Below are 13,695 nucleotides of genomic sequence, written 5' to 3' on the forward strand. Positions count from 1 at the left end.
GCCCTTATTTGAGAGTACCCATGGCTCTTCATCGCGATCTATCAGGAAATTTCACATGCCAGCGGCGCTGAGCCAGTATCTGCTGGGTGGCAGACTTTTCCTGCAGCTTTTGCCCCGTGCTGCTTACAGCGCACGTGACCCTGTGCAGTGGCAAACCCTTGGGGTAACACTGGAACGTCAACAAGGTGTGCACGCCATCGATTCGGATCACCGGGTGGATTTCGACACCTTGCCTGGCGTGCTGGCTTACACCCCGATCGGCGTGGAAGTGTTTTCCGAATCGGCCAGCGGTGGCGAATACCTGCTGATGCGACTGGACGAGCCGTTGGCCGATCAGCATTTACCCTCGGTTGACCACCGTGTGCAGTCTTCAGGCAATCGCCGCGCGCTGGTGCTGGGCCGGGAGCTGCGGCGTCTGTTGCTCGCTCCGCAACCGGACAGGCTGGCGCTTGAGCAAAGGGCGGTGGAGTTCGTTGGTTTGGTGAGTCCAAAGGTCGATACCGCGCAACGCGTCACGCCCAGGGATTTCACCCGAGTGCTGGACCTGATCGCCGAGCAGTTCCACGAGCCCCTGACCCTTGAACAATTGGCCGCCACCTACGGGCAAAACGAGCTGCGCTTTCTGCGCGACTTCACCCGGGCCATCGGCCTGACACCCCACGCTTACCTCGTTGAAGTGCGGCTTCAGGCGGCACGCTGGATGATTGAACATACCGACCTGTCCCTGGCCGACATCGCCCTGGACGCCGGCTTTGCCCATCAGTCCCACATGGGCAGTGCCTTTCGCAAATACCTGGCCATGACCCCCAGCCAATACCGTTCACGCTTTTAGTCGTACGCCGGCAACGCGCATCTGCCATGCTCAACGTCCGCAGCACCGCTTCAACAAAGGAACACCACAATGGACGACGTACAGCAACTGGGTGAGATGCTTCGCCATTACGCAGAAAGCGAAGCGCACAAGAAGCAACTGTTCGAGTCGCAATCGGCCGTGTGGGCGACGCGCATTGGTGAACTGTTCAATCAGATCCAGCAATGGCTGGCACCGGTCCAGGCGCCGAATCTGCTGGAGGTGAGCCGCGAGGCCTATGTCGCCTCGGGACCGAGCGTTCCGGTCGAAACGTCGACCTTCAAGACCGAGAAGCTGTCCATTGTGATCGCCGGTAAGCCGGTGGAGTTTGTGCCCGATGTGATGGGTGCCGGCGGTCAGATTTCACTGGCCGTGATGGGCCTGACAGCGGCGCGGTACGGCAGCATTTCGTTGGTATGCCTGCCACCGTCCAGCAGCTGGCAATGGCGCAAGACCAATGGCTTGAAAGACCCGGATACCTTTGCATTCGATGCGAATTTTCTGGCGCAGCAGTTGCAGAGCCTGATTCCCCGCGAGCGTGGCTGAGTCCTCTGACCTGACACATACCCCTGTGGGAGCGGCGATGCGCCGCTCCCACATTGATCGGCGTGGCGTCAGAATTCCAGGTTGTCCCAGCCCGGTTTTGCTTCTTCCGGCGCAACCGCCTTCACGGTTTTCCCCGTCGCCAACTCCACCCGCCGTGCCACCTCCGGGTCATCGGCAAACGGAATCAAACTGGCTTCCTCCAGACTCTCTGTCGTCTGGTATTTCAGGCAGTATTCAACCGCCAGCCAAAGCCCCACGACCCCCAACACATTCAGCACGACCTCAATCATCTCAAGCCCCTCGCCTCAGGCAATCTGCGCTTCGCGGTGGGCCATTTCGATGTCCGAAACCCGCACCGTGCGCCAGACGTTGTAAGCCATCAGCAACATGCCGCTGAGGAAGAACACACCGCCGACGAAGCGCACCACGAACCCCGGATGGCTGGCCTGCAAGGCTTCGACGAAGGAGTAGGTCAGCGTGCCGTCATCGTTGATCGCACGCCACATCAAGCCCTGGGTGATGCCGTTGACCCACATCGAGGCGATGTACAGCACGGTTCCGATGGTGGCGAGCCAGAAGTGCGCGTTGATCAGCCCGATGCTGTGCATCTGCGTGCGACCGAAGATTTTCGGGATCATGTGGTACAGCGAGCCGAATGTGATCATTGCCACCCAACCCAGAGCGCCGGCGTGAACGTGGCCGATGGTCCAGTCGGTGTAGTGGGAGAGGGCGTTGACCGTCTTGATCGCCATCATCGGCCCTTCGAAGGTCGACATGCCGTAGAAGGCCAGGGACAACACCAAAAAGCGCAGGATCGGGTCGGTGCGCAACTTATGCCAGGCCCCCGAGAGCGTCATCATGCCGTTGATCATCCCGCCCCAACTCGGCGCCAGCAGGATCAACGACATCGCCATGCCGAGCGACTGCGCCCAGTCCGGCAGCGCGGTGTAGTGCAAGTGATGCGGGCCGGCCCAGATGTACAGGGTGATCAGCGCCCAGAAGTGCACGATCGACAAGCGATAGGAATACACCGGCCGCCCAACCTGTTTCGGCACGAAGTAATACATCATCCCCAGGAACCCGGTGGTCAGGAAGAAGCCCACCGCGTTGTGCCCGTACCACCACTGCACCATGGCGTCGGTCGCCCCGGAATACACCGGATAGGACTTGAACCAGTCCACCGGAATCGCCAGGTGATTGACCACGTGCAACATGGCGATCACCACGATAAACGCGCCGAAGAACCAATTGCCGACGTAGATGTGCTTGGTCTTGCGCTGCACCACGGTGGTGAAAAACACGATGGCATACGCGACCCAGACCACGGTCATCCACACCGCGCCGGAGAACTCGATCTCGGCGTATTCCTTGGTGGTGGTGTAGCCCAGCGGTAGGGTGATCAGCATCACCACAATCACCGATTGCCAGCCCCAGAAAGTGAATGCCGCGAGCTTGTCCGAAAACAGCCGCACCTGGCAGGTACGCTGTACCGCGTAGTAACTGGCGGCGAATTGCGCGCTGCCGGCAAAGCCGAAAATCACCAGGCTGGTGTGCAACGGGCGCAAGCGGCCGAAAGTGGTCCATGGCAGGTCGAGGTTCATCTGCGGCCACACCAGTTGCGAGGCGATCCACACCCCCATCGCCATCCCCACGACACCCCATACCACGGTTGCCACGACGAATTGGCGGACGACCTTGTAGTTATAGGCCTGTCCGATTGTTGCTGTGCTCATGGTCAATGCTTCCACGGTTGCAAAGTCTTGCCAGGCCACCCGGACTGGCATGTCGTGCACTGTAGAAACCTTGCGAAAAACAAAACAGGCTCAGGAAAACATCATTTATGCGGATCAGATTTAAGGTAACCCTGCGGCCATCTGCCACAACCTGATACGGCTTTTTAGCGTTCAGCTGAATCTGTAACGCATTGCGCCGCAGGTCCATAGTCGCCTCAAGAAAACGGGCCATAGAGCTTCTAACTCACCCAAATCGCTGTGGGAGCGACCTGTGGTGAGGGGATTTAGCGAAACGTCGCACCGCCCCGTTCGGCTGCGAAGCAGTCGTCAATCCGGACAAAAGGATCTGTCTGGACGGACGCGGGGCCGCTTCGCGACCCAACGGGGATAAATCCCCTCGCCACAGGTCGCTCCCACAGGGGTTGTGCAGAGCCCGATCAATCCTGATGAGGTAGCCACATGTATCAGTACGATGACTATGACCGGGCCCTGGTCTTTGAGCGGGTCGCGCAGTTTCGCGATCAGGTCGAACGCTTCATGGCGCAGGAGTTGAGCGAAGAAGAATTCCTGCCGCTGCGTTTGCAAAACGGTCTGTACATGCAAAAACACGCCTACATGCTGCGCGTGGCGATTCCTTACGGCACGTTAAGCGCGCCGCAAATGCGCACGCTGGCGAGCATCGCCCGGGATTACGACCGTGGCTACGGCCACTTCACCACGCGACAGAACATGCAGTTCAACTGGATCGAACTGGCCCAGGTGCCGGACATCCTCGAACGCCTGGCGCAAGTGGAAATGCACGCGATCCAGACCTCCGGCAACTGCGTGCGCAACATCACCACCGAAGCCTTTGCCGGGGTGGCTGCGGATGAAATGATCGACCCGCGACCGCTGGCGGAAATCCTCCGGCAGTGGTCGACCATCAACCCGGAATTCCTGTTCCTGCCGCGCAAGTTCAAGATCGCTATCTGCTCGGCGGAGCAGGACCGGGCGGCGATCATGATGCATGACATCGGCCTCTATCTTTACCCGGGACCCGACGGACAGAGGTTGCTGCGGGTCATCGTCGGCGGCGGGTTGGGGCGCACGCCGATCCTTGGTTTACAGATTCGCGAAGGGTTGCCGTGGCAGCACCTGCTGTCCTACGTCGAGGCGGTGCTGCGGGTCTACAACCGCCACGGTCGGCGCGACAACAAGTACAAGGCGCGGATCAAGATTCTGGTCAAGGCGCTGGGCATCGAAGCCTTCGCCCGGGAAGTGGAAGAGGAGTGGCAGTACCTCAAGGACGGCCCGGCGCAGTTGACCGATGTCGAGTATGAGCGCGTGGCCAGTGCCTTTGTGCCGCCGGATTACCGCGCGCTGGCGGACACCGACCTTGATTTCGGCACACGCCTTTGCGAAAACCCGGCCTTCGCCCGTTGGGTATCGCGCAATGTCCAGCCGCACAAAGTGCCGGGCTATGCCAGCGTGGTGCTGTCGACCAAACCGGGTATTGCCTCGCCGCCGGGTGATGTCACGGCCGAGCAAATGGAGGCGGTTGCCCGTTGGTCCGAGCAGTTCGGTTTTGGCGAAATTCGCATCGCCCATGAACAGAACATTGTGTTGCCCGACGTGCCCAAGGCTGATCTCTACTCGCTCTGGTGCCTGGCCTGCGAACAGGGCCTGGGCTGCGCCAATATCGGCTTGCTGACCGACATCATCGCCTGCCCCGGCGGCGACTTCTGCGCGCTGGCCAATGCCAAGTCGATCCCCATCGCGCAAGCCATTCAGGCACGCTTCGAAGACCTCGACTATCTGCATGATCTGGGCGACATCAGCCTGAACATCTCCGGCTGCATGAACGCCTGCGGTCACCACCACATCGGCAACATAGGCATTCTGGGGGTCGATAAGAACGGCAGCGAGTGGTACCAGATCACCCTCGGCGGTGCTCAGGGCAAGAACAGCGCATTGGGCAAAGTCATCGGCCCGTCTTTTAGCGCCGCCGAAGTGCCCGAGGTGATCGAGCAAATCATCGCCACGTTCGTCAATTACCGCGAGAGCGAGGAAGTGTTCGTCGACACCTTGCAGCGCATCGGTCTGGAACCGTTCAAAGAGCAGGTCTATCCGAAGCTGCTGGAGGTGTCGGCATGAACAATTTGCTGCGGCTGGAGGAGGGTGTGGCACGGATTGTCGCTGATGATCCCTGGACCCTGGTCAGGAATGTCAACGATGAATGGCCGGCGGGTGCAGTGATTCTGCCGTTGGCCCGCTGGCTTGAAGGGCCACCGCAAAAGGGCGTGTGGTTGGGGCCGGACGATGAGGTGGAATGCCTCAAACCGTGGTTTTCACACCTGCCGCTGATTGCCCTGGATTTTCCGAGTTTCCGTGATGGTCGCGGCTACAGCCAGGCGTACTTGCTGCGCACTCGATTGGGCTGGACGGGCGAGTTACGCGCGGTCGGCGACGTACTGCGCGATCAACTCAGCCACATGCGTCAATGCGGGTTCGACAGCTTCGCGGTGCGTGAGGACAAGTCCGCCGAAGATGCGCTTAAAGGGCTGGCTGGGATGAGTGTGCTGTATGGGCGTTCGGTGATTGAGCCGCGACCGTTGTTCAGGCGACGTTGAGGGTTTCGCTTGGGTCGATGATGTCACTTTGGTAGAGTCCGCATCTCATAAGGAAGTCGTACCGAAAGGAGTCTGGTTTGAGTGTGGGCAAGAAGATTTTAGGGTTAACCGCGTTACTGCTGATGTTGACCCTGTGGGGCGGTTACTTTTATGTGTTTCAGGAAAACCGCGGCGGGCAGTTGGGTGGCGCGTTCGACAGTTACGCCTGGTGCGGCACGCCACCGGCCGCCGATGCGCTGTCGCTGGGCAAGGATCAGCTGACCCTGCGCATCACCAACAACCTGCGTGGCGAGTTCATGCTCAGCGGCGCGGTGATTGTTTCCGAGCGCACCTTCAACCGCTACGACCTGGGCCGTAACGAGCTGCGCTTGCGCCTGGAACCGCTGCAATGGTCCTACGGCGCCACGCCGATTTTCCTCGAACAGGTCAGGATCAAACCCCTGAGCCGTAACCTCGCCTCAGACAACAAAAGCGCCTACGCGGAGCTCGAGTCACGCCCGATTGGCGTGCAGGGGCGCGCCACCGAGTTTCCCTTCGACACCTACCGTTATGGCTATAAACCGGTGCTGTATTACCTCAAGGGCAATGAGCGCATCGACCTGCGCTTTCGCCACATCACCACGGTGATGGAGATGTCGAACACCTTTACGCCCATTCAAAAGTACAACCGGGTCGAGTACATCAATGAGAAAAACTCGCTGGTGCGCGACGAGGATTACAAGCCATACGCCGCCAACGAATGCGCGTTCAGCGTCGAGCGCAAAGGCTCGTTCAAGGTGATTGTCTTGCTGTTGCTGCTGGTCATTTGCCTGCCGCTGATGCACGTGTTTTATCGCGACGAGCCCGGCATCGATTTTCTCGCCACGCTGGTGAGTATCGGGGCGATCCGGTTGTTTCTGGTGGGGCCGTTGCAGGACTTTCAGTTATACAACATCGACTTCCTGTTCGGCGCAGCGATATTGCTGGTGGGCACGGTGTCATTGATCAAGGCGATGCGGGCGAATAGTCGGCGGGAGTTGGCGCTCAAAAGCGGTTCGTCCTGGTGATTCCACCGTCGATATAGCAGCTGCGTGTGGCGAGGGGATAAATCCCCTCGCCACACGCAGCTGCTACAGACCTGGCGCAAGGCTTACTTCAGCGCCGGATCCCCCCTGTTCATTTTCTTCCAGCCCTGCAACAGCACCTGCGCCTTGGGTTCCTGCCCGTTATCCAGGTAGTACTGGATCAATGACAACCGGGCATTGCGATTGGCCGGTTGCACTTTCAGCAGCCGCTCCAGCTCTTGGCAGGCTTCATCGACCTTGCCGCTGTCATGCAACGCCACCGCTAACACGTAACCGTACTGAGCGTTCTGAGGTTCCAGTTGCGCGGCCTTGCGCAGGGCCGGCATGGCCTGGGCGGATTTGCCCGCGCGCACTAGCGACAGGCCTTGAGTGTGTTGCAGCAGGGCGGCATCCGGGTGTTCTTTCAGGCTCTGTGCCAACAGCGTCTGAGCGTCCTGATTGCGTCCGTTCGCCTCCAGCCATTGCACCAGCGTCACTAGCGCCGGGTAGAAATCCGGATCGCGCTTGAGGGCGGTGCGCAGCAGCGCTTCGACTTCACCGCTACGACCGCTGGCTTGATAGAGCATGGCCAGGTTGAGATTGGCTTCAGCGCGTTCGGCCAGGTTCTTCTGGACCGCCTCGTACTCGGCGATGGCTGCATTCCAGTTGTCCTGGGCGCTGCCCAAGCCATTCCGGGCCACGCTCAGCAGGTCCCGGGCTGCGGCTATCCGCACAGCTTTCACCGGGTCGGCCAGCAATGGCGTCAGCAGCGGCGCGCGCTCCGGTGGCGACAGAAACGCGCTGATCGCCCGGACGGCGCTTTCACGCACTTGCGGGGCCGGGTGGTTCAAGTCCTGGGTGGCCAGTTTCAACGCCTGTTCGCTGGGGTACAGCGGCAACTCGGCGAGCAGGGTTGCGCGCTGAATCGCTGGCAAATGGCTGCGCTGAAGCTGCTCGTACAAGGCTTGTGCCGCGCCGGGCTGACCATTGCGAATCAGCCACAGGCTTTCGTCGTAACGCGGTGCCTGCGCGGTGGTGGTATTCCAGAGCTTGAATTGCTCGGTGACCTTGTCGCCCGCCTTGCCCTGGTGACAGGCCAGGCAAGCGTCCGGCGTGCCGAGTTTTTTCGCCCGCTCAGGGTTGGGAATGCTGAAACTGTGGTCATGCCTGAAATCATTTCCCATGTAGAACTTGCCGGGCATGTGGCAATCCACGCACTGCGAACCTGGTTGACCCATGGTGTGGCGCGTGTGTTCGATGGAATCGTAGTTCTTCGCTTGCAGCCCTTTGCCGTCAACGCCGTCCACCGAAGTCTTGCCGGCGGGGTTATGGCATTGCAGGCAGACACCGTTGCCCGGTGCCTTGAGCTCGGTGCTGTGCGGGTTGTGACAGTTGCTGCAGCGCACGCCCTTGTCGAACATTTTGCTCTGGGCGAAGGAGCCGTGTTCGAACACTTCGTCCTTGATTTTGCCGTCCAGTGCATACAACTCGCGGGTCAGGGGGCTCGGCAGGTAGTCATCCATCAAGCGTTTGCCAGCGGTGAAGCCGTCGCCCAGTGGCGCGCGGCGCGAGTGGCAGCGGGCACAGGTTTCGATTTCGACGGTGGCGTTCTTGTCCTTCAGGTCGACGGCAAAACCGGCATGGACCAGGTCACCTTTTTCTGCCGTCCATTCCAGGTGATTGGAGGCTGGGCCGTGGCAAGCCTGACAGCCGACACCGAGGCTGTTCCAGTGACTGTCGAAGGTGTTTTTAGCGGCATCGAAATTGCGCTGGTAACCGGTGGTGTGGCACTCGACGCACATGAAGTTGGCGTTCTGGCTCGGCTTGCTCCAGTGCAATGGGTCCTTGAAGTTCACGCCCTGGCCCGGATAGAGGTGAAACCAGCGGTGCTTTTCGGTATCCCAGGCCACGCCGAGGGCTTGCAACCGACCTTCGCCGACCTCGATCAGGTATTGCTGCAACGGTGCGATGCCGAAGGTGTAGGCGACCTTGAAGTCGGCATTCTTGCCATCAATGCCGGGGGTGTTGACCCAGAACCCGTCGTCCTTGCGCGAGAAACGGGTGGTTTCGTTTTCCGCTTTGAAGGTGACGTTATTGAAGTCGCCGAGCATCGTTTCGGCGTTGGCTTCCTGCATCGCCAATTGGTGATGAGAGCCTTGCCAGTCCTCGACCTGCTCGCTGTGGCAGCCTTGGCATTGTTGCTCATCGACCATCGTTGCCGGCGCCACGGCGACCGGTTGCGGTTTGGCCGGCTGAGCGACCGGAGTGCTGACAGGTGCATAGCTCACGGGGGCCGGTTTGCTGCTGAACAGAAACCAGCCGATGCCCGCTATGGCCAATAGCAAAACGGCAATGGTGACGGGAAACAGGTAACGGTTAATCAAGGCCGGTGGTGAATCAGGATTTGGCTGTACCGCTTTATTTTTATGTTTCGGCATTGCGACTTCCATAGTCCGGGTGCGTTTGCCGTCAGGCGCGGGTTCAAGCTCGATGCAGCTTTGCCGGATGGCCGGCGTCTGTCAAATGATGGTTGTGAAGTGCTGAGCAGTGTCCAGGTCATGAAGGCCGAAGAGGCCTCTCAGGCGCTGCATCACTCCCCGACAAACCACCGGAAATACGGATTCCCCCCATCCCCGTGCATCACCTCGCGAATATCCCTGGCCCACGCGTCGCGGTCGCCGTCATACGCATGCAGACTCGCCCGATAGAACTGCATCAGGCGTTGCTGGTGTGCGTTCATGCGCTCGTTGAAACCCGCATCGGCATTCACCAGCGGTGGCGCTATACGCAGGTTCAGCAGGGCCGGCAGTACTCGGCTGATCTCCTTGTCACGCACCCATGGTGCATATTCGATACGCGGCTGATCGTCGGTCACCGGTGGGGCGTCGGCGGCGAAACGCTCCAGGCCTGCACGATCGGTGACCCAGGTCGAGAGCAACGCTGCAGCGGAGCCAATGCCCACGTCCTGTAAGGTGCTGCGCACGGTGTCCTGTTGGAAGCGTTGGCTGATTTTCGCCGCGTCCAGTTCGATTGGTTCCATCGAGCCCACTAGCAGCATTTCGTGGAACTCGCTGGTCCACAGGGTTGCGTTGGGGAATACGTCGAGAAAGCTGCGCACCAGTGAGCGCGAGTCGTCGATGTTCTGGGTGGGCAGCGGCAACCACTGAGCGACCAGGCCTTGTTTCTCCAGGCGACTGGCGGCCAACTGATAGAAGTCCCGGGAATACAGATTCACCACGCCAGCAGCGGAGGGCGGTGGTGGTTCGAGGGTGATCAAGTCGTAGCGCTGCGGGTTGCGCAGCAGTTCCTGCCGGCCATCCTGCAGGCGGATGTCAACGCCGGGGTCAGCGGCCGCATTGAAGTTGCCTTTGAACAACGGCGCGGCTTTGACTACTGACGGCAGCAACTCGGCCACGACACGGTGCTCCAGCCCCGGATAGCGCGTCAGGGCGCCAGCGGTGATGCCAGTGCCAAAACCGATCACCAGCGCCGAGCGCGGTTCGCCGTTGTGGATCAGCAGCGGCAGCAGCGCCTGGATACGCATGTAGCGCAGGGACGGCATGGCGTCGCCAGTGTTGGAAACGCCCTGGATGTACAAGCGCTGGAACGCTTTTTGTCCTTTGCCCTGAGTGACCACGGCGACGGTTCCACCACGTCCTTCCTCGTAGAATGCCAACGTCGCGTTGCGAGCGCCGGGAAGCAGGCTGGCGAGTTTGTTCACTGGCGTAAAAACGGCCAGCGCAATCGACAACAGGCCGAGAGCGACCACCGCCTGACGCCGGCCTTTCTTGACCCCATGACCCTTGCGCACCGCGAAGTAACCAATTCCGGCAGCGACAATCGCCAGCAGGCCCAGGGTTCGGACCAGCCCCAGCAACGGGATCAGCACAAACCCGCAGAGCATCACTCCGACAATCCCGCCCAGCGTATTGAACGCCACCACCGCGCCGACCGCCTGACCGACCCGCTCGCGGCCGACGCTCAAACGCAGGGCCAGCGGAAATGCGGCGCCGAGCAGCAGGGTCGGTACAAACACGATGCTCATTGCCGCCACCGAAAACCGCGCGGTCATGCCCAGCAGGTCACTCGCACCCAACGACAAGACCCAGGTTTCAGCCAGGCTTTGGGCGACCACCAGCCAGCGTCCGAGCAAGGCGATTTCCAGCAACGCGACGAGCCCGGCACCGGCAATCAACAAGCCGAACACACCCCAGGGATCACGAATGCGGTTAACCCGACGGGCCAGCAGGATGCTGCCCAGAAACAGCCCGGTGAGGTACGTCGCCAGCACCACTGCAAAGGCGTAGGTACGAGTGCTCATGAACTGCACGATGGATTGCGACCAGACCACTTCGTAACCCAGGGCCACGCCACCGGCGATTGAATAAAGCCACAGGGCGATTCGGTCGAGCGCCTTGTCGGCGTGGTGCTTGACTGGTGCCTCGCTCGGCAACGAGCGGTGGCGCTGGAACCACAAGGCACCGACGGCGGCCAGCAGGTTCAGCATTGCTGCCACCAAGGCGCTGCCGCGTACACCGAAGGTCGCAATCAACACAAACGCCGTGAGCAGGGTGCCGGCGATGGCCCCGGCGGTGTTCGCCGCATAGAGCTGCCCGCCGGCCTTGCCCAGCTGTTGCGGGTTTGCTGCCAACGAACGAACCAGCACCGGCAGGGTGCCACCCATCAGCAGCGCCGGAATGCCCACCAGTGCAAACGGCAACACCCAGGCCAGCAGACCGACTTTTTGTTCCAGCCAGGCAAACGGGCTGGCCGAGACGCTCATGGCGAAGGTCGCACCGACACCGAGTACGGCCACCAGCACTTCCAGCCCGGCATAGAGCAGCACCGGCTTTTGCAAGCGATCGGCCCATTGGCCGAACAGTAAACCGCCTAACGCCAACCCGGCAAAAAAGGCGCTGATCCCGGTGGTAATGGCGTACACCTCGACCCCGACCACCAGCGACAGCTGCTTGATCCACAGCACCTGATACACCAGCGCTGCGGCACCGGAGACGAACAGCAGCAGGGCGGGAACAAGCAACGCCGGAGATTTGATCCGAGTGGCGGGTAGGGCCGACGACTTGCTGGCGACACGTGAGGACATTGCGAATTGCCTTGTTCCAATTCAAAAAAAAATACGGCGACCGTGGTGGCCCCTTCGCGAGCAAGCCCGCTCCCACAGTGGATTTGTGCCGCACTGCAGATCCACTGTGGGAGCGGGCTTGCTCGCGAAGGGGGACGACGCGGTCTCAAGCCAAAAAACAGGGCCGCTCGCCGGTGAAGGCGAGCGGCGGTCAAGTGGTCTTACTGTGCAGGCTGGTTCTTCATTTTTTCCGCAATTTTTGCATCCACGGCTGCGCGGATCTGGTCAATGCTGAAGCTGGCCGGTTTCTGGCTTGGCGGATACTCGATAAACGTTTGCAGGAACTGCGCCGACTTGCCGACGGCTACAGAGGCCAGATAGACGTTCTTGGTTTGCCAATCGTAATACTGATCGGAAACGATGTCGGCCCGCTCATACGGATCCATCCGCAGATTGAAGATTTTCGGTACCCGCAAGCATACGAACGGCTCGCTCCACACCTTGAACCCGCCCGGTGCGCGTTGTTCGCAGAACACTGCTTTCCAGTTATCGAAACGCATGGACACCAGTACACCGTCGTCGTTGAAGTAGTAGAACTCCTTGCGTTCGCCTTTAGGTTGTTGGCCCGTCAGGTAGGGCAGTTGGTTGTAGCCGTCCAGGTGCACCTTGAAACTGGTGCCGCCCGAAGTCGGGGCCCAACCTTTCAGGAGTTTGTCTTTCACCCCGGCATCGCCAGCGGCAGCCAGCAGGGTCGGGAACCAGTCCATGCCCGAGAACATTTCATTGGACACTTCACCGGCCTTGATCTTGCCCGGCCAGCGAACAATCGCCGGTACCCGATAGGCACCTTCCCAGTTGGAGTTCTTCTCGTTACGGAATGGCGTGGTCGCCGCGTCCGGCCAGGAGAACTGGTTCGGGCCGTTATCGGTGGAGTAGACGACGATGGTGTTGTCGGCGATTTTCAGGTCGTCGAGGGTTTTCAGCAGTTTGCCGACGTCACCGTCATGCTCGAGCATTCCGTCCGCATACTCGTTGCCGGGCATGCCGCTCTGGCCCTTCATCGAATCGCGCACGTGAGTGAACAAGTGCATGCGGGTGGTGTTCATCCAGACGAAGAACGGCTTGTCTGCCTTGGCCTGTTTCTCGATAAATGCTTGCGCCGCAGCAGTGGTTTCGTCGTCGATGGTTTCCATGCGCTTGGCGGTCAAGGCGCCGGTGTCTTCGATCTTGCCGTCGGCGAAACTGTGAATCACGCCACGGGGGGAGTTGGCCTTGACGAACTCAGGGTCATCCTTTGGCCAGTACGGGCGTTCCGGTTCTTCTTCGGCGTTGAGGTGGTACAGGTTGCCGAAGAACTCGTCGAAACCGTGATTGGTCGGCAGGTATTCATCCCGGTCGCCCAAGTGGTTCTTGCCGAACTGGCCGGTGGCGTAGCCCTGGGACTTGAGTGCCTGGGCGATGGTGATGTCGCGTTTTTGCAAGCCCACCGGGGCACCTGGTATACCGACTTTCGACAGACCGGTGCGCAACGGTGTCTGCCCGGTAATGAATGACGAACGCCCTGCTGTGCAGCTGTTCTCCGCGTAATAGTCGGTGAACATCATGCCTTCTTTGGCAATCCGGTCGATGTTCGGCGTCTTGTACCCGACCACGCCCATGGAATAGGCGCTGATGTTGGTCTGGCCGATGTCATCGCCGAAGATCACCAGAATGTTGGGTTTTTCAGCGGCTCCGGCTGTTGCCGAAATCGCCATCACCGAGGCTGCCACCAGGGCGAATTTCGGTAGCCACTTGCGTATGCGAGTCATCTGACTTGCTCCTTTGCTCACTT

At 60.3% G+C, this 13,695-nt stretch carries 10 protein-coding genes; 5 read left to right on the forward strand and 5 right to left on the reverse strand.

What is annotated here, in order from left to right:
* The first annotated feature begins 55 nt into the window (after positions 1-55).
* A complete protein-coding gene (locus KW848_RS00165; RefSeq protein ID WP_218534630.1) occupies positions 56-832 on the forward strand; it encodes an AraC family transcriptional regulator in 777 nt (258 codons plus the stop codon).
* A gap of 69 nt (positions 833-901) precedes the next feature.
* Positions 902-1,396, forward strand: a complete 495-nt coding sequence (locus tag KW848_RS00170; RefSeq protein WP_218534631.1) for a hypothetical protein — start codon at positions 902-904, stop codon at positions 1,394-1,396.
* A 68-nt stretch (positions 1,397-1,464) separates the two neighbouring features.
* Here KW848_RS00170 and KW848_RS00175 read toward each other — a convergent pair whose 3' ends face one another.
* Positions 1,465-1,686 carry a cbb3-type cytochrome c oxidase subunit 3 gene (locus tag KW848_RS00175; protein ID WP_218534632.1) on the reverse strand — a complete coding sequence of 74 codons (222 nt, stop codon included), beginning with the start codon at positions 1,684-1,686 and terminating at the stop codon, positions 1,465-1,467.
* A 15-nt stretch (positions 1,687-1,701) separates the two neighbouring features.
* The gene (gene ccoN / locus KW848_RS00180) at positions 1,702-3,129 is read right to left on the reverse strand and encodes a cytochrome-c oxidase, cbb3-type subunit I (protein WP_192409442.1); all 1,428 of its coding nucleotides are present in this window, start codon (positions 3,127-3,129) and stop codon (positions 1,702-1,704) included.
* A gap of 459 nt (positions 3,130-3,588) precedes the next feature.
* Here ccoN and KW848_RS00185 point away from each other — a divergent pair, with 459 nt between their 5' ends.
* The 3 genes from KW848_RS00185 (at position 3,589) to KW848_RS00195 (ending at position 6,784) form a co-directional block, all read left to right on the forward strand.
* Positions 3,589-5,262 (forward strand): nitrite/sulfite reductase, encoded by a 1,674-nt coding sequence (locus KW848_RS00185; protein WP_218534633.1) that lies wholly within the window; start codon positions 3,589-3,591, stop codon positions 5,260-5,262.
* Positions 5,259-5,738 carry a DUF934 domain-containing protein gene (locus tag KW848_RS00190; RefSeq protein WP_218534634.1) on the forward strand — a complete coding sequence of 160 codons (480 nt, stop codon included), beginning with the start codon at positions 5,259-5,261 and terminating at the stop codon, positions 5,736-5,738. Before KW848_RS00185 ends, KW848_RS00190 begins: the two co-directional genes overlap by 4 nt.
* Positions 5,739-5,815: 77 nt before the next feature.
* Positions 5,816-6,784: a hypothetical protein gene (locus KW848_RS00195; RefSeq protein ID WP_218534635.1), complete on the forward strand. Its 969-nt coding sequence runs from the start codon at positions 5,816-5,818 to the stop codon at positions 6,782-6,784.
* Between the two features lie 83 nt (positions 6,785-6,867).
* Here the strand turns inward: KW848_RS00195 and KW848_RS00200 are convergent, their stop codons facing one another.
* The 3 genes from KW848_RS00200 to KW848_RS00210 form a co-directional block, all read right to left on the reverse strand.
* The gene (locus KW848_RS00200; RefSeq protein WP_218534636.1) at positions 6,868-9,219 is read right to left on the reverse strand and encodes a tetratricopeptide repeat protein; all 2,352 of its coding nucleotides are present in this window, start codon (positions 9,217-9,219) and stop codon (positions 6,868-6,870) included.
* Positions 9,220-9,371: 152 nt separating this feature from the next.
* Positions 9,372-11,885 carry a fused MFS/spermidine synthase gene (locus KW848_RS00205; protein ID WP_218534637.1) on the reverse strand — a complete coding sequence of 838 codons (2,514 nt, stop codon included), beginning with the start codon at positions 11,883-11,885 and terminating at the stop codon, positions 9,372-9,374.
* Between the two features lie 200 nt (positions 11,886-12,085).
* Complete coding sequence (locus KW848_RS00210; protein WP_218534638.1) at positions 12,086-13,672, reverse strand: arylsulfatase; 1,587 nt, start codon at positions 13,670-13,672, stop codon at positions 12,086-12,088.
* Positions 13,673-13,695: the final 23 nt, after the last annotated feature.

It is taken from the genome of Pseudomonas sp. PDM25, from assembly GCF_019219045.1.
Taxonomy (GTDB): domain Bacteria; phylum Pseudomonadota; class Gammaproteobacteria; order Pseudomonadales; family Pseudomonadaceae; genus Aquipseudomonas.

Bases quoted from the DNA above. Each gene is read 5' to 3' on its own strand.
- KW848_RS00165 (WP_218534630.1), top strand. From the start codon at position 56: ATGCCAGCGGCGCTGAGCCAGTATCTGCTGGGTGGCAGACTTTTCCTG.
- KW848_RS00170 (WP_218534631.1), top strand. From the start codon at position 902: ATGGACGACGTACAGCAACTGGGTGAGATGCTTCGCCATTACGCAGAA.
- KW848_RS00175 (WP_218534632.1), bottom strand. From the start codon at position 1,686: ATGATTGAGGTCGTGCTGAATGTGTTGGGGGTCGTGGGGCTTTGGCTG.
- ccoN (WP_192409442.1), bottom strand. From the start codon at position 3,129: ATGAGCACAGCAACAATCGGACAGGCCTATAACTACAAGGTCGTCCGC.
- KW848_RS00185 (WP_218534633.1), top strand. From the start codon at position 3,589: ATGTATCAGTACGATGACTATGACCGGGCCCTGGTCTTTGAGCGGGTC.
- KW848_RS00190 (WP_218534634.1), top strand. From the start codon at position 5,259: ATGAACAATTTGCTGCGGCTGGAGGAGGGTGTGGCACGGATTGTCGCT.
- KW848_RS00200 (WP_218534636.1), bottom strand. From the start codon at position 9,219: ATGCCGAAACATAAAAATAAAGCGGTACAGCCAAATCCTGATTCACCA.
- KW848_RS00205 (WP_218534637.1), bottom strand. From the start codon at position 11,885: ATGTCCTCACGTGTCGCCAGCAAGTCGTCGGCCCTACCCGCCACTCGG.
- KW848_RS00210 (WP_218534638.1), bottom strand. From the start codon at position 13,672: ATGACTCGCATACGCAAGTGGCTACCGAAATTCGCCCTGGTGGCAGCC.